Below are 15,711 nucleotides of genomic sequence, written 5' to 3'. Positions count from 1 at the left end.
GCAACCAGCCTCATGCATCCAGCCTTCTCCGTCATCTTTTTCACCACCGCCACGGGCGCCGGTTACGGCTTGCTCGCGCTGCTTGGCGTGCTCGCCGGACAGGGGTTCGTCCCGCCCGATTTCTGGCTCGGCCTTGTCGGCATGGGGCTGGCGCTCGGCCTGATCTCGGCCGGCCTGCTGTCGTCGGCCGGCCATCTCGGCCGGCCAGAACGCGCCTGGCGCGCCTTCTCGCAATGGCGCAGCTCATGGTTGTCACGCGAAGGCGTTGCGGCGGTCGCCACTTTCGCGCCGGCAGGGCTGTTCGCCATCGGCTGGGTGTTCCTCGGCCGCACGGACGGCTGGATGGCCATCGCCGGGCTGCTGTCTGCCATCGGCGCGGTCGTCACCGTTTGCACCACCGGCATGATCTACGCCTCGCTGAAGCCGATCGCCCAGTGGCACAGCCGCTTCACTCTGCCCGGCTATCTGATCTTTTCGGCGATGACCGGCAGCGTGCTTTTGAATGCGCTGCTGCAGGGTTTTGCCATCGGCTCGAACACCCTTCTGGCGGTCTCCGTGCTGCTGATCCTGCTCGGCTGGAGCTGGAAACTGGCAAGCTGGCGATACAATGACCGGCTGGAAATCCCGACAACCGCCAACACCGCGACGGGTTTGGCCCACGGTACGGTGCGATCGCTGGAATGGCCGCACACCGAGGAAAACTACCTGCTCAAGGAGATGGGCTTTCGCATCGCACGCAAGCACAGCGCGAGGCTCCGCCGGATCGCGCAGGTTCTGGCCTTTGCCTTGCCTGTTGTGCTGCTTGCCGCCGCGTTCGCCTTGCCATGGCCGTATGCGGCGGTGCTATCGGCACTCGCCGCAATCATCCAGTTCGCCGGCATGCTGGTCGAACGCTGGCTGTTCTTCGCCGAAGCGAAGCACACTGTCACGCTCTACTACGGCAGGTAGCGCGTCCCGTTTTGAGCCGTCACGCCGCTCATGGTCCGGGTGTCGCCGGTATGTCCTTCAGCAGTACGTCGATCGCGGCATCGACAACGGGGGTCCGCCGGTCGTGAGCGTAGAGACCGTATTGGACTGTGAGCGGCTCGGGTACGCCGGCCGATGTCTTCAGCACCCGCATTGAACCCGTGCGAACGGATTCGGGCGGAAGCAGTCCGATGCCCAGCCCGTTCTCTATCGCTGCCTGCAAGGCGGTGACGCTGTGGCTCGACAAGGCGACCCTGTGCTCCCGGCCCGCGGCGACCAGCGCAGCTATCATGCGCCGACGCCAAAGGCAGGGTGCGGCGAAGGCGACGAGATCAAGAGGCCGTTCCTGATCCGGGACATAGTCCAGGTCACACACCCACTGCAGGTTGACGTTCCACGTAATCAAGGCATCGGCTACCACGACGGAAGTCGGGGCGATCATAATATCCAGCCCGTCTTCACTCCAAAGCCGTCCCAGAGAGACACTGTGCTCGACCACCACGTCGAGGCTGATGTCGGGATAGGCACGATGAAGCCGCCCGAGCGCTGCCGGGAGCGCCGCAGTGGCGACCTCCTCGGCGAGAACCGATGCGCACGCCGCCGCTGATTTCAGTCTGGCGCAGACACGCTACAGCTTCATCGCTCAGGGCGAGGATACGGGTCGCGTAACCCAGAAAAAGTTCTCCTTCGGCGGTTGGCACAACGCCGCGGCCAGTGCGCTGAAACAAGTGCCGCTTCAGCAGGCCCTCGAGCCGGCGCATCTGCATGCTCAACGCCGATTGGGTTCGGCCGGTCTGCGCGGCGACCCTGCTCAAGCTGCCTTGCCGGCAGACCGCCACATAGGTGCGAAGAAGGTCGAGGCTGATTTGCTCAGATATCATATTCTCTGAACTCTGATGTCACCGATATCAGTCTACAATCATATCTCGCCACACGCTATCTCCCAGACACGAGAGCAGCGCAACGAGAGAAACGAACCCATGAAAGCAATCCGTGTTCACCGCCATGGCGGGCCAGATGTGCTCGCCTATGAGGACGTCGACATCGGCCAACCAGGACCCGGCGAGGTCCGCGTCCGCAACAGGGCGATCGGCCTCAACTTCGTCGATGTCTACTTCCGCAGCGGCGAATATGTGCCGCCCAGCCTGCCGTTCACGCCCGGCAACGAGGGCGCGGGCGAGGTCGTGTCGGTCGGCGAAGGCGTCGCCGACTTCGCCCCTGGCGACCGCGTGGCCTATGTCGAGACGCTCGGCGCCTATGCCGAGGAGCGCATCGTGCCGGCCCACTTCCTCATGCACCTGCCCGACGCCATCGATTTCGAGACTGGCGCAGCCATGATGCTGAAGGGGCTGACGGCACAATATCTCCTGCGCCGCACCTTTCGCGTCGAGGCCGGGCACACCATCCTCGTGCACGCCGCGGCGGGCGGTGTCGGCCTTTTCCTGACGCAATGGGCAAAGCACCTCGGCGCGACCGTCATCGGCACGGTCGGTTCACCCGGTAAGGCCGAGCTCGCCCTCGAGAACGGCTGCGACCACGTCATTGAGTACCGCTGGCAGGATTTTGCTGGGCGCGTCAGGGAAATCACGAACGGCGAGGGCTGCCACGTCGTTTATGACGGTGTCGGCAAGGCGACCTTCCCGGCCTCGCTCGACTGCCTGCGGCCCTTCGGCACTTTCGTCAGCTTCGGCACGGCATCGGGACCGATCGAGCCGTTCGACATCATGCTCCTGATGAAGAAGGGCTCGCTCTTCGCCACATGGCAATTGCTGTTCGCGCATCTCGCAAGGCGCGAGGACGTTCTGGCAATGAGCGAGGAGCTTTTCCATGTCGTTTCGAGCGGCGCGGTGAAGATTCCCGTCCATGCCCGCTTGCCACTCGCCGAGGCGGCCGAAGCGCACCGTCGGATCGAGGCGAGGCAGACGACCGGCGCGACAATCCTGCTGCCGTAGGATCCGGTTGAAAGCGCTGGGGTACTTGTAGCCTATCTCCCCTGTATTGGGTCAGCCGGGCCTGAGCATCGTGTGGGAAATCGCAAAAATGCGCTCAGCGCCCAGCATGTAGGCCATCAGCGTTTCCAGGCGAAACAGCCCGGCGTAGGCGCGGTCGAGCACATTGAGCGAGCCGGTATAGGCACCGAAGGCCGGCATGATCATGCGGCCGCCGTCTCCGGCAAAGCAGCGTCGCCTGACCGAGCGGCCGCGCTGCACGATGCGGGCGCAAGGGTGCAGATGGCCTGATATCTCGCCCTCCACCCTCACCGCCGAAGGCTGATGCCGGAAGACCAAGGAGCCGACGGCCAGTTCGCGCACCGTCTCGCCAGGCAGGTCGGCTGGCGCGTCCGGATCGTGATTGCCGGCGACCCAGAACCAGTCGCGGCCGGCCATCAGCCCTTCTAGCCGTTCGCGAAAGCTTGAATGCATGCGCTCGGCGCCGCCGCCATCGTGAAACGAGTCACCAAGGCTGATGACGATCGCCGGCTGATAATCGGCAATCACCGCCTGCAGCCGCAGCAATGTCGCGCCGGTGTCGTAAGGTGGAATCAGCGCGCCGCGCCGTGCCAGGGACGAGCCCTTTTCCAGATGCAGGTCCGACACCGCCAGCAATCTCAGCTCGGGGAAGTAGAGCACGCCACGCGGATCGCATACCGCGCGCTCATCGGCGATGCCGACCCGGTCGGCTTGCGCGAATGTCGATGCCCTCGCCGCGAAATTCATATCAAACCAAGCTCATTCCCGGACCCATGGCCTCCTCGACCAGATCAGCCGCCTCCATCAGCAGCGTCTCGTTGGCGCCGCCGTTCACCGATTCCTTGCCGATCTCCAGCATGATCGGCACGGCGAGCGGCGAAATCTGCTCAAGGTGCTTATGCACGATTCGACCGCGGACACGCGAGAGCATCTCGGCAAGTCTGCTGACATCGAGCAGTCCGGCCGCGGCATCCGTCCGCGTCGCCTGCAGCAGGATATGGTCAGGCTCGTGACTGCGCAGCACGTCGTAGATCAGGTCGGCCGAGACCGTCACTTGCCGCCCGCTCTTCTCCTGCCCTGGGAACCGCTTCTCGATCAGTCCGGCGATCACCGCGCAGGTGCGGAAGGTGCGCTTCAGCATCCAGCTGTCGTTCAGCCAGGCTTCGAGATCGTCGCCCAGCATGTCTTCGTCGAACAAGGCAGCCAGCGAAGGCTTCTCGACCTTGAACAGCGATGCCATGTCGTCCAGCGCCCAGACGGCCAGCGAATAGTCGGTGGCGACAAAGCCGAGCGGCCGCGCACCCGCCCGCTCCAGCCGCCGCGTCAAAAGCATGCCGAGTGTCTGGTGCGCCAGCCTTCCCTCGAACGGATAGGCGACCATGTAGTGCCGGTTGCCGCGTGGAAAGGTCTCGACCAGCAGGTCGCCGCGCTTCGGCAGCACCGATTTTTCCTTCTGCAACCTCAGCCAGTCGGCCACCTGTTCGGGCAGCGCCTGCCAGCGATTGGAATCGGCCAGCATGCCGCGCACCTGGTCGGCGAGATAGGTCGACAGCGGGAATTTGCCGCCGGCATAGGACGGCACGATGATGTTGGCGCCGGCGCCGTTGGAGACGACGCATTCGTTCTCGCGGATGCCCTCGAAACGAAGAACTTTGCCGGCAAATAAAAAGCTGTCACCGTGGCGCAGTGTCTCGGCGAAATACTCCTCGATCTTGCCGAGCACCGGCCCGCCGCGCCCGGCAAGACCACGCCCTTGCCTGACATAGCGCACGTTCAGCTCCGGCATCTCGACGATCGTGCCGACATTCAGCCGATACTGCTGGGCGATGCGCGGATGCGAGACGCGCCACAACCCGTCGCTTGTCTTTCGGATGCGGGCATAGCGCTCGTAACTCTTGAGCGCATAGCCTCCGGTGGCGACGAAATCGACGACACGGTCGAAAGTCTCGCGCTCCAGCCCGGCATAGGGCGCGGCACCGCGCACTTCCTCGAACAAAAGGTCGGCGTCGAAAGGTGCCGCGCAAGCGCTGCCCAGCACATGCTGCGACAGCACGTCGAGCGCGCCGGCGATCAGCGGCGGCGTGTCCTGGGCGCCGAGATAATTGGCGTCGAGCGCCGCCCGGCATTCCAGCACTTCGAAGCGGTTGGCCGGGATCAGGATCGCCTTCGACGGCTCGTCCATGCGGTGGTTGGCGCGGCCGATACGTTGCGCCAGCCGGCTCGCGCCCTTCGGCGCGCCGACATGCACGACCAGGTCGACGTCGCCCCAGTCGATGCCGAGATCGAGCGTCGAGGTGGCGACGATGGCGCGCAGTGCATTCTCGCCCATCGCCTTTTCGACCCGCCGGCGCTGGCCGACATCGAGCGAGCCGTGATGCAGAGCGATCGGCAGCGAGTCCTCGTTTGCCCGCCATAGTTCCTGGAACAGCAGCTCTGCCTGGCTGCGTGTGTTGACGAACAGGAGCGTTGTGCGATGGCGCTTGATCGCCTCGTAGATCTCAGGAATGGCGTAGCGGGCCGAATGCCCGGACCACGGCACGTGCTGTTCCGAATCGAGTATGGAGATGTCGGGTTTGGCGCCGCCGGCGACAGTGATCAGCCCGGCCATCGCGGGGCCTGTCGAGTTTTTGGGTGGATTCTGGCCAACCAGCCAGCGGCGCAACTCGTCGGGTTCTGCCACGGTGGCGGAAAGCCCGATCGTCTGCAGGCCGGGCACGAAACCGCGCAGCCGCGCCAGGCCGAGCGCCAGAAGATGCCCGCGCTTCGATGTCACCAGCGAATGCAATTCATCGAGCACGACATAGCGCAGATCCTCGAAGAAACGCCTGGCATCGGGCGCGGCAATGAGGAGCGCCAGTTGCTCGGGCGTGGTCAGGAGAATGTCGGGCGGCACCAGCTTTTGCCGCTGGCGTTTATGCGCGGGCGTGTCGCCGGTGCGCGTCTCGATGGTGACAGGCAGGCCGATCTCTTCCACCGGCTTGCCGAGATTGCGCTCGATGTCGACGGCCAGCGCCTTCAGCGGCGAGATGTAGAGCGTGTGGATGCCGCGACGCGCCTGCCCCGGCCTTCTCCTTGGCCGACCGGCCAGCTCGGTCAACGAGGGCAAGAAACCAGCCAGCGTCTTGCCGGCACCAGTCGGCGCGATCAGCAACACCGACTGCCCGGCCTCAGCCCTTGCCAGCAATTCGATCTGATGGGCGCGCGGCGACCAGCCTTTTTCCGCGAACCATTTGACGAATGGCTCGGGCAAGTGCACGGCGGCATTCTGTTCGGCGAGGCGCGGCTGCTCTGTCACGCGCCAGAGGTAGCGCGACGGCGCGCAATCGCCAAGAAGAATCGGAACAAAAGGTGATCGAGGGCCCTCTTTCTCCCTTGAGAAGGAACCGCTCTCGCACTACGGCCGCCGAAACCCGGTCGGCCCGCCATAGAGATAGCCGATGCGGGCGACGGCCTCGTTGAGTCCCTCTCGCGAGACCATCATGGTGTGGCCGCTGGCGTGGATCATCGTCTTGGCGTCGGTCATTACAGCGACATGGCCCTTCCAGAACACTAGGTCGCCGCGCCGCAACCCGGCAAAATCCGGCCCCGGATCGAGCGGCTCACCGATGGTCGCCGCCTGCATGTCGGAATCGCGCAATACATTCTTGCCGGCCATGCGCATCGACAATTGCACAAGGCCGGAACAGTCGATGCCGAAACCGGACGTGCCGCCCCATAGATAGGGTGTGCCGAGGAACGTCTCCGCGACCGTGACATAGTCAGGGGCAGCCTCGGCGACAGACCGCAAATGGCCCGATATGATCGCCTCGCCGGACGACAGCAGCGCATAATGCGTGCCGCGCGTTTCGGCCGCGCCGGTCACCGTCACCGCCGATCCCATCGACAACTGTCCGCTCAGCGGAAACCGCAAATCCGGTCCCGGATAGAGGAAGGTGCGCGGCACTGAGACGACATGGGTGGGCGCATGGTCCCGCCCGCCCAGCGCGGTGTCGGCGACATAGCCGACATAGCCGTCGCGTTCGGCCTGGATCCAGGCCCAGCCCTCGACGTGCTCGAAGACGAGGACGTCGTCGCCGAACAGGGCTTGCGTGTTGACGCCGGCATCCGGGCGCGGTGCCTTGCGCATATCGGCCACGGAGGCTGAAATCCGCGCGGGCCGGCCGGCCACGAAGCGGTCGGCGGTCACCTCGCCTTTCAGCCTGGCATCGGCGAGATCGGAACGGAAGGCGTGAAGGCGGGCATCCCTGGCGGTCAAATCGGCAACTCGTTCAAATGGGCAATTCCTGGGCTCTGGCGATGATAACATCGCCGAAGCGCTCGACAAAGAGCGCGCCCTCGACGGTGCGCTTGACCAGCACGTTGCGCTTGTCGAGTTCGTCGCGGTGGCGCGACACCAGCTTCAGCGCACCCATCGTATCGAGCGCGCGGGTGATGACCGGCTTGGTGACATTGAGCCGGGCGGCGAGCCCGCGCACCGTATGCGGAGGCGGGTCGAGATAGATGGTGAACAGGATCGCCGTCTGGCGCATGGTGAGGTCCGGCGCGTCGTCGCGCACCTGAGACAGCATCACCTGCTGCCACAGTCGCAAGGCCTGACTCGGGCGCATCGAAATCGACATCCCGCCAGCATGACGGCAAATTGTTTCGGTTCCGTTTCAGTCGCAAACCTTCGTTGGCTATGACCGAAAGCGTTTCGAGATGACCTTTTCCAGCGCGCGGATGCCTTGCGCCTCGCCACCAGCCAGCCCATGAGGGCGATCGGACGGGTTCCAGGCGAAGATGTCGAAATGCGCCCAGGCGACGGTCTTCTCGACGAAGCGCTTCAGGAACAGCGCCGCGGTGATCGAGCCGGCGAACCCGTCCGACGTGACGTTGTTGATGTCGGCAACCTTCGAGGACAGTTTTGCATCGTAGGGCTGCCATAGCGGCATGCGCCACAGCGGGTCCTCGACCGCGATGGAAGCCGCCGTCAGATCGGACGCCAACGCTTCATCGCCGGTGTAAAAGGGCGGCAGGTCGGGACCGAGCGCAACGCGGGCGGCCCCCGTCAAGGTCGCCATGTCGATCAGCAGATGCGGCTCGTCGTCGTCGGCCAGCGCCAAGGCATCCGCCAGAACCAGCCGACCCTCGGCGTCGGTGTTGCCGATCTCGACGGTGATGCCCTTGCGGCTCACCAGCACGTCGCCGGGCCGGAAGGCGTTGCCGGCAATCGAATTCTCGACCGCCGGGATCAGCACGCGCAGCCGGACCTTCAACCCGGCGGCCATGATCATCGAAGCGAGGCCCAGGACATTGGCGCCGCCGCCCATGTCCTTCTTCATCAAAAGCATGCCCGAGGACGGCTTGATGTCGAGACCGCCCGTGTCGAAGCAGACGCCCTTGCCGACCAGCGTCACCTTAGGGGCGTTCTTCGGCCCCCAAATCATGTCGATCAGCCGCGGCGCGCCGACCGATGCGCGGCCGACCGCATGGATCATCGGGAAATTCTTCTTGAGCAGGTCGTCGCCCTTGGTCACCGACATTTCGGCCTTGTGCGTCCTGGCCAGGATCCGGACCGCCTTCTCCAACTCGTCCGGCCCCATGTCGTTGGTCGGCGTGTTGACCAGATCGCGCGTCAGGAAGACGCCTTCGGCGATGCTGCGAACACGCGCCGCGTCGGCGCCGGACGGCAGGGAAAAACGTAGCGCCTTACCGGGCTTCTTGCCGTAGCGGGTGAAAACATAGCCGCCGAGCGCCAGTGCGATGGCAGCGAGCTCCGGTTCGGCGGGCGCCGAGGCGAAATGCCAGTCGCCTTCCGGCAAGGCTCTCGCCAGCGCGCCGATAATAAGCGCGCCTTCGCTGTCGCCCATGCCGAACAGTGCCCCGGCAACCGCACCGTTTGCGCCAGGCACGACCAGCGTCCTGCCCGCCTCGCCGGAAAAGCCGTTGGCCCTGGCCCAGGAGAGCGCGGACGACGCCAGGCCTGCCGCCTCCAGTCTGTCCTTCGCCACGAGATGGACCGGCAGCGCCATCTTCAGTTTTTTCTCGACGAGTTCGACAGGCATTCAGTGGTCTCCAGCTTCCGAGTCAGCGTTTCTTAACTATGCGTTAGGGTTAACAGAATATTTCTGCGGGAGGGAAGATGGCCGTTCAATGGCTACGCCTACGACTGGAGGGTCCGGTGCCGATGTCGATCAAACGCATGATGAACGCCACGGGAAAGCGGCTGATCACCACGACGTTCACAATGGCGCTCGCGGCCAGCGTTGCCGGCTGCGGGACCAGCAAGTTGACGACCGGCTCTATCTCTCGCACCAGCGGCAAGCCGCTGGAAACCATGTCGGCCGGCGAGTTGCACAACGCGACGGTCGCGCTCGGTCAGTCCTACGCCAAGAATCCGAACGACAAGCGGATCGCGACAAACTATGCAGCGGCGCTGCAGATGGATGGCGACGCCGATCAGTCGCTCGCCGTGATGCGCAAGCTGGCGATCGCCCTGCCGAAGGACCGCGACGTGCTCGCCGCCTATGGCAAGGCGCTCGCTGCCAACGGCCAGTTCGAGCCGGCGCTCGATGCCGTGCGCCGCGCGCAGACGCCGGAATATCCCGACTGGAAGCTGGTGTCGGCGGAAGCCGCGATTCTCGACCAGCTCGGCCAGAGAGACGAAGCACGCCAGAATTACCGCAAGGCGCTGGACCTCAAGCCGAACGAACCCTCGATCCTTTCCAATCTCGGCATGTCCTACCTGTTGGAAGGCGATCTGCGCACGGCAGAGACCTATATGCGCTCGGCCGCCCAGCAGCCGAACGCCGACAGCCGCGTCCGCCAGAACCTGGCGCTGGTCGTCGGCCTGCAAGGCCGCTTCGACGAGGCCGAGAAGATCGCCTCGCAGGAGCTCTCGGCCGAACAGGCGCAGGCGAACGTAGCTTACCTTCGCCAGATGCTCGCCCAGCAGAACGCCTGGAGCCAGCTCAAGGACCAGGACAAGGCAAAGCCTGCCACGAACTGACCGCGTGGCCCTCCGCATCGAAACGGTCCGTTCCGTTAACACTCACTCGACATGACGTAATGCCAAGCCGCGTCGCATCAGCACTGCGGCTTTCGCATGTATTTGCCGCCTTGGCGAGGCTACTCGCTGCTGGATCTCGACTGGTCGCCGAAGACGCCACGCTGGCTCACCTGGATGCCTGCAGGACCCAGAATGATGGCGAACAGCACTGGCAGGAAGAACAGGATCATCGGCACGGTGAGCTTCGGCGGCAAGGCCGCTGCTTTCTTCTCCGCGGCGTTCATGCGCATGTCGCGGCTTTCGCTGGCAAGCACGCGCAGCGCGTGCGCCACCGGCGTGCCGTAGCGCTCGGCCTGGACCAGCGCCTGCGACACCGACTTGACCGACTCCAGGCCGGTGCGGCTTGCAAGGTTCTCGTAAGCCTGTTTGCGTTCCTGCAAGTAGGAAAGTTCGGCATTGGTCAGGATGAACTCTTCCGCAAGCGCCACCGATTGCGAGCCGATCTCGTCCGCGACCTTACGAAACGCCGCCTCCACCGACATGCCGGATTCGACGCAGATCAACATCAGATCGAGCGCGTCCGGCCACGCCATCTGGATCGACTGCTTGCGCTTGGTGGCGCGGTTGTTGACATAGAGCACCGGCGCGTAAAAACCCGCATAGGCGACGACGACGCAGACGAACAATTTGATGAGAGGCGGCTGCTCGGATAATCCTCCGAGCACGAACATATACATCGCGGCCAACGCGAAGCCGACAAAGGGCAGGACCAGACGGAAGAAAAGGAACCGCGTCAGCGGATTCTGCCCGCGAAAGCCCGCCACTTTGAGTTTCTGCAACGTGCCTTCATCGGCCAGCGCGCGCCTCAGGTCCAGCCGGTCGACAATATTGCGCATGCCTATCGACTGTTCCTCGCGCAGGCCCTTGCGGCGGCGATCGGCCTCGACGGCAAGCCGCGCACGCTGCTTGGCGCGCAGTTCGTCACGCTCCAGCGCCACGGATTTCATGCGCGCCTTAAGCTGGTTTCCGCCAAAGGCCGGCAGCAGCGTGAAGACGGTCGCAAACACCGCGATGCCGACCAGCAAGGCAATCAGGAATGCCGGATCCGTAAGGGTTTTGACGACTTGGTCGGTCATGCCATCTGAGTCCTAAACCTCGAAGTTCATCATCTTGCGCATCACCAGGATGCCGATCGACATCCAGACCGCTGAACAACCGAGGATCAGATTGCCGACGCTGGTGGTGAACAATGGCATGATGTAGTTCGGGCTTGTCAGGTAGACGAGAAAAGCGACGACGAAAGGCAAAGCGCCGATGATCACCGCGGACGCCTTCGCCTCCATGGACAGCGCCTGGACCTTGGCTTTCATTTTCTTGCGGTCGCGAAGCACGCGCGAAAGATTGCCCAGTGCCTCGGAAAGGTTGCCGCCGGCCTGTGACTGGATCTGGATGACGATGCCGAAGAAGCTTGCCTCCGTGCATGGCATCGTTTCGGCCATGCGGAGGCTGGCGTCGGGGATCGACAGGCCCATCTGCTGCGAATCGACGATGCGGCGAAACTCGGTCTTGACCGGTTCGGGAGATTCGTTGGCGATCAGGCGGATAGCGTCGTTCAGCGGCAGGCCGGATTTGACAGCACGCACGATGATGTCGAGCGCGTTCGGAAATTCGTTCAGGAACGCCTTGACCCGGCGAGCACGGCAAAACGAGACGAACCAGCGTGGCAGGCCGAGGGCGCCGACCAGCAGAACACCCGGCAAGATAAGCAGCGGTGCGCCGATGAAATAGGCAAGAAACGTCAGGACAACGCCGCAAACAGCCGAGTAGAGATAGAAGCGCTCGAGCGAGACCTTCATGCCCGCCTGACGGATCTGGGCCTTCAGTGGCGGCTTCTTGACGACGCGCTGGTTGGTTTTCTGCTTCTGCTCAAGATCCTTCAGAGAATCCTGTACCGACTTGCGCCGCTTGGCCGCTTCCGCCACGCGATCACGCGAGGCCTTGATGACGGCACCATCCGTCTCCGCGGTCTTGATCGTCTCAAGCCGCCTGCCGACCTGCTTCTCGGTGCTGATCCGGTTGAACAAAAGAGCATAGGCGACCGCGCCGGCGCTGAAGCCGGCGAGCACGATGAACGCCAATACGGTGCCGTCAATTCCGAACATCGACCCTGGCCCCTACGCCTCCAAACGCATCAGTCAGCACGTTTCTCCATCGCCTCGAGCGCATTGGCGAGGCGCTGTTCCTCGCCATAGTAGCGGGCGCGCTCCCAGAAATGCGGGCGACCAATGCCTGTCGACACGTGCTCACCCAGCAGCCTGCCGTTCGCGTCCTCACCTTTTATGTTGTAGAGGACGATGTCCTGCGTGATGATGACGTCGCCCTCCATTCCGATCACCTCGGTGATGTGGGTGATACGCCGCGATCCGTCGCGCAGGCGTGCAGCCTGGATGATCACGTCCACGGAACCGACCACGATTTCACGCACGGTTTTCTGCGGCAGCGTGTAGCCGCCCATCGCGATCATCGATTCGATGCGGTTCAGGCATTCGCGCGGGCTGTTCGAGTGGATCGTGCCCATCGAGCCGTCATGGCCGGTGTTCATCGCCTGCAGAAGGTCGAACACTTCAGGTCCGCGCACTTCACCGACGATGATGCGCTCGGGCCGCATGCGCAGGCAGTTCTTGACCAGATCGCGCATGGTCACCTCACCCTCGCCCTCGAGGTTGGGCGGGCGGGTTTCCAGGCGCACGACATGCGGCTGCTGCAATTGCAGTTCGGCCGAGTCCTCGCAGGTGATGACGCGTTCGTCGCGGTCGATGTAGTTGGTCAGGCAATTGAGCAGCGTCGTCTTGCCCGAGCCGGTACCGCCTGAAATGACGATGTTGCAGCGGACGCGGCCGATGATCTTGAGAATCTCGGCGCCATGCGGCGAAATGGCGCCGAACTTGACCAGCTGATCGAGCGTAAGCTTGTCCTTCTTGAATTTGCGGATGGTGAGCGCGGTGCCGTCGATGGCGAGCGGCGGCGCGATGACGTTGACGCGGGAACCATCGGGAAGGCGTGCGTCGCAGATCGGGCTCGATTCATCGACGCGGCGGCCAACCTGGCTGACGATGCGCTGACAGATGTTGAGGAGCTGCTGGTTGTCGCGGAAACGAATGCCGGTCTGCTCGACCTTGCCGTTGACCTCGATGTAGACGTTCTTGGAGCCGTTGACCATGATGTCGGCAATCTCGTCGCGGGCGAGCAACGGCTCCAGCGGCCCGTAACCCAGCACGTCATTGCAGATATCCTCGAGCAGTTCTTCCTGCTCAGCGATCGACATCGCGAAATTCTTGATCGCGATGATGTCGTTGACGATATCGCGGATTTCCTCGCGCGCGCTTTCGGGATCGAGCTTGGCAAGCTGCGACAGGTCGATCGTGTCGATGAGCGCGGAGAAGACCTGGCTCTTGGTGTCGTAATAGGTTTCGCTCTTTTCCCGCTGAAGCCTCTTTGGCTCCGGCGCCAATGGCGGCGCCTCGACCGCACGGCGCACAGGCGGCGGCGCGGCAGACGCGCCAATCGTGCCGGATGGCGGCGGCGCGGGCTTGGCAAGAATCGCCGTTTCCACAGGGTTTGCGGCAGGCGCGGGTGCCGGCTGACGGAATTCCGGGGTGAACCGGCTGCCGTCGTCGCTGCCTCTTTTACCAAACATGATCGACTACCAACTCCGCTACGGAAGCATCACTTCTTGTTGCGCGAGAGCTTGCCAAGGAAATTGCCGAGGCCCGCCTTCTTTTTTACCTTGATTTCGCTGCGTCCGGTCAGCACATGCGCAATCTCGTTGATTGTGCCGACGATCGGATTCTTCGCATCCATTTCGCCGAGCATGCGTCCGTTGTTGGCGGCGTTTCCAAACAGCAGCGGCTCGAAGGGAATGACGGACATCGGTGACAGGCCGAGCGAGTCGGCGAAGTCGGATGACGCAATCTCCGGACGCTTTGGCACGCCGGCCTGATTGATGATCAGCTTCGGCGGCGGATCATTCGGACGAAGCCGCTTGAACATGTCGACCAGATTCTTGGTATTGCGCAGATTGGCCAGTTCCGGCGTCGCCGTGATCACGATGTCGTCGGCCTTGACCAGCGTGTTCTTGGTCCAGCCTGTCCAGATGTGCGGGACATCGAGCACCAGAAGCGGCACACTGCGCTGGGCCATGTCGATAAGCTGCGTGAAGGCATCGGGATCGAAATCGTAGACGCGGTCGAGCGTTGACGGCGCCGCAAGCAGCGACAGGTGCTCGGCGCACTGGGCAAGCAGCCGATCGAGATAGACCTCGTCGACGCGTTCCGGTGAGAAGACGGCCTCGGCAATGCCTTGCGCCGGATCCTGATCGAAATTGATGTTGGCCGTTCCGAAAGCCAGGTCGAGATCGGCGACAACCACTTCGGACTTGAACAGGGACGACATCGCCCAGGCCACATTGTGGGCAATGGTCGAGGAGCCGACGCCACCCTTGGCGCCGATGAAGGCGATCGAGCGGCCGATCGGCTCGGCTTCCGGGTCGACGAAAATCGACGATATCACGCTGACGATGTCGGCCATCGACACCGGCGCGATGACATATTCGGAAATGCCGGACCGGATGAGCTCGCGGTAAAGGCCGACATCATTGTAGTGGCCGATGACCACGACCTTCGAGGTCGGATCGCAATATTCGGAGAGCTGCATGAGTTGCTCCAGCAATTGCGTCGGCTCGCTGCGCGATTCCAGCAGGATCAGGTTCGGTGTCGGCGCCGATTGATAGAACTCGATGGCGGTGGCGATGCCGCCCATATGGACCTTCAGATGGGCCTTCGCCATGCGGCGATCCTCGCCGGCGCGCTCGACCGGATTGGCAACGCCCTCGGTCTCGCAAAATGCCTGGATCGAAATGCGCGGAACCGGCCGCAACGCCTGCATGGCGGCGATATCCTGCTGCGAGATTTCGCCGCCATCCACCCCTGTATCGTAGGCAAGATTGCTCATCGTCATTTCTTTCCGTGACTTGCGCGGCTCAAGCTCAATAATCCACTTCCGAATTGCCGAGGAACTCGTCCGAAATGCCTCTCTGGCGGTAGACGTCGATCACCTCGCCTCGATTTTCCGCGTCGATATCGGATTGCTTGCGCGGCCCGATCAGATCGGCCGGATTGGCCATCTGGGCGGCAAGATTGTTCTGATAAGAGCAGCCGAAATCGGCATAATGCTTGTTTTCCGACGTCTGCAGCAGATCTTCGGGCCAGCGCCCGCATCTGTCGGTCTGGGCCTTCACCGAGACATAGGCGACGCGGATCGGCGCGGACGCTTCGGCCGAAGCCGACTGGTAGGTGATCATGACGATCCGGTTCCGGCTGATGCCGCTGGCAATCGCCAGCCTGGCAAAATCGCGACCGGCGGCGGTCGCGGCGATCTCGTTGGCCGAACCGCTCGGGATCGAGATCGTCAGGGTCGGAGCGGCGCTCTTGTCATAGCCGTCCAGGAAGCCCAGAAGCGTCTCGCGCTGAGATCGGGTCATGCCGCGATCGCCGGCGCCCACCGGAAGATCGATCTTCTCGTTTTTTTCGGCGATCACGATCGGATGGTTGGTGCGATAGTCGTCCGGAACAGCGCCGACCGTGATGCTGTCCCGCTTGGCGCAGCCCGCCAGCAATGCCGCGACCGCAACCACCAGGACCGGAATGGCCGGCCGAGAGATCCGCGAGCGGGTGGACGGCATCGCTGCGGTGATCGTGCTTGCCTTCAACGCTGACTGCGACATGTCGC

The 15,711-nt window shown here is 63.5% G+C and carries 15 protein-coding genes; 3 read left to right on the top strand and 12 right to left on the bottom strand.

Annotated features, from left to right (window positions below; genetic code table 11):
• Positions 1-12 precede the first annotated feature (12 nt).
• A complete protein-coding gene (locus EJ066_RS11255) occupies positions 13-948 on the top strand; it encodes a dimethyl sulfoxide reductase anchor subunit family protein (RefSeq protein ID WP_126037763.1) in 936 nt (311 codons plus the stop codon).
• Between the two features lie 28 nt (positions 949-976).
• Here the strand turns inward: EJ066_RS11255 and EJ066_RS11250 are convergent, their stop codons facing one another.
• Together EJ066_RS11250 and EJ066_RS32535 are read right to left on the bottom strand one after the other, a co-directional pair.
• Positions 977-1,480 (bottom strand): LysR substrate-binding domain-containing protein, encoded by a 504-nt coding sequence (locus EJ066_RS11250; protein ID WP_348629323.1) that lies wholly within the window; start codon positions 1,478-1,480, stop codon positions 977-979.
• Positions 1,425-1,847, bottom strand: a complete 423-nt coding sequence (locus tag EJ066_RS32535) for a LysR family transcriptional regulator (protein ID WP_348629309.1) — start codon at positions 1,845-1,847, stop codon at positions 1,425-1,427. The genes EJ066_RS11250 and EJ066_RS32535 overlap by 56 nt, the downstream gene beginning before the upstream one ends.
• Before the next feature lie 99 nt (positions 1,848-1,946).
• On the opposite strand from EJ066_RS32535, the gene EJ066_RS11245 reads away from it, so the two are divergent.
• On the top strand, positions 1,947-2,918 hold the full coding sequence (locus tag EJ066_RS11245) for a quinone oxidoreductase (RefSeq protein ID WP_126037760.1): 972 nt from the start codon (positions 1,947-1,949) through the stop codon (positions 2,916-2,918).
• Between the two features lie 51 nt (positions 2,919-2,969).
• Here EJ066_RS11245 and pdeM read toward each other — a convergent pair whose 3' ends face one another.
• The 5 genes from pdeM to EJ066_RS11220 form a co-directional block, all read right to left on the bottom strand.
• Positions 2,970-3,683: a ligase-associated DNA damage response endonuclease PdeM gene (pdeM, locus tag EJ066_RS11240; protein WP_126037757.1), complete on the bottom strand. Its 714-nt coding sequence runs from the start codon at positions 3,681-3,683 to the stop codon at positions 2,970-2,972.
• Between the two features lies 1 nt (position 3,684).
• Positions 3,685-6,231, bottom strand: a complete 2,547-nt coding sequence (locus tag EJ066_RS11235) for a ligase-associated DNA damage response DEXH box helicase (protein ID WP_126037754.1) — start codon at positions 6,229-6,231, stop codon at positions 3,685-3,687.
• A 99-nt stretch (positions 6,232-6,330) separates the two neighbouring features.
• Positions 6,331-7,191 (bottom strand): NlpC/P60 family protein, encoded by an 861-nt coding sequence (locus EJ066_RS11230; RefSeq protein ID WP_189644475.1) that lies wholly within the window; start codon positions 7,189-7,191, stop codon positions 6,331-6,333.
• 13 nt (positions 7,192-7,204) lie between these two features.
• Positions 7,205-7,555 carry a MarR family winged helix-turn-helix transcriptional regulator gene (locus EJ066_RS11225; RefSeq protein WP_123146547.1) on the bottom strand — a complete coding sequence of 117 codons (351 nt, stop codon included), beginning with the start codon at positions 7,553-7,555 and terminating at the stop codon, positions 7,205-7,207.
• 57 nt (positions 7,556-7,612) lie between these two features.
• Positions 7,613-8,980: a leucyl aminopeptidase family protein gene (locus EJ066_RS11220; protein ID WP_126037748.1), complete on the bottom strand. Its 1,368-nt coding sequence runs from the start codon at positions 8,978-8,980 to the stop codon at positions 7,613-7,615.
• Positions 8,981-9,102: 122 nt separating this feature from the next.
• Between EJ066_RS11220 and EJ066_RS11215 the strand changes: the two genes are divergently transcribed.
• Positions 9,103-9,924 (top strand): tetratricopeptide repeat protein, encoded by an 822-nt coding sequence (locus EJ066_RS11215; protein WP_126037745.1) that lies wholly within the window; start codon positions 9,103-9,105, stop codon positions 9,922-9,924.
• Positions 9,925-10,043: 119 nt separating this feature from the next.
• Here EJ066_RS11215 and EJ066_RS11210 read toward each other — a convergent pair whose 3' ends face one another.
• Genes EJ066_RS11210 through EJ066_RS11190 form a run of 5 tightly spaced genes read right to left on the bottom strand, consistent with a single transcriptional unit; the run spans position 10,044 to position 15,706 of the window.
• Positions 10,044-11,060 (bottom strand): type II secretion system F family protein, encoded by a 1,017-nt coding sequence (locus tag EJ066_RS11210; RefSeq protein WP_126037742.1) that lies wholly within the window; start codon positions 11,058-11,060, stop codon positions 10,044-10,046.
• A gap of 12 nt (positions 11,061-11,072) precedes the next feature.
• The gene (locus EJ066_RS11205; RefSeq protein WP_126037739.1) at positions 11,073-12,086 is read right to left on the bottom strand and encodes a type II secretion system F family protein; all 1,014 of its coding nucleotides are present in this window, start codon (positions 12,084-12,086) and stop codon (positions 11,073-11,075) included.
• Positions 12,087-12,115: 29 nt separating this feature from the next.
• Positions 12,116-13,621: a CpaF family protein gene (locus EJ066_RS11200; protein WP_126037736.1), complete on the bottom strand. Its 1,506-nt coding sequence runs from the start codon at positions 13,619-13,621 to the stop codon at positions 12,116-12,118.
• A gap of 29 nt (positions 13,622-13,650) precedes the next feature.
• Positions 13,651-14,934: a CpaE family protein gene (locus tag EJ066_RS11195; RefSeq protein ID WP_189644474.1), complete on the bottom strand. Its 1,284-nt coding sequence runs from the start codon at positions 14,932-14,934 to the stop codon at positions 13,651-13,653.
• A gap of 34 nt (positions 14,935-14,968) precedes the next feature.
• Positions 14,969-15,706, bottom strand: a complete 738-nt coding sequence (locus EJ066_RS11190) for a CpaD family pilus assembly protein (protein ID WP_126037729.1) — start codon at positions 15,704-15,706, stop codon at positions 14,969-14,971.
• Between the last annotated feature and the right edge of the window lie 5 nt (positions 15,707-15,711).

The sequence above is a fragment of the Mesorhizobium sp. M9A.F.Ca.ET.002.03.1.2 genome, from assembly GCF_003952365.1.
Taxonomy (GTDB): domain Bacteria; phylum Pseudomonadota; class Alphaproteobacteria; order Rhizobiales; family Rhizobiaceae; genus Mesorhizobium.
This window is presented reverse-complemented; position numbering and strand designations above follow the sequence as displayed.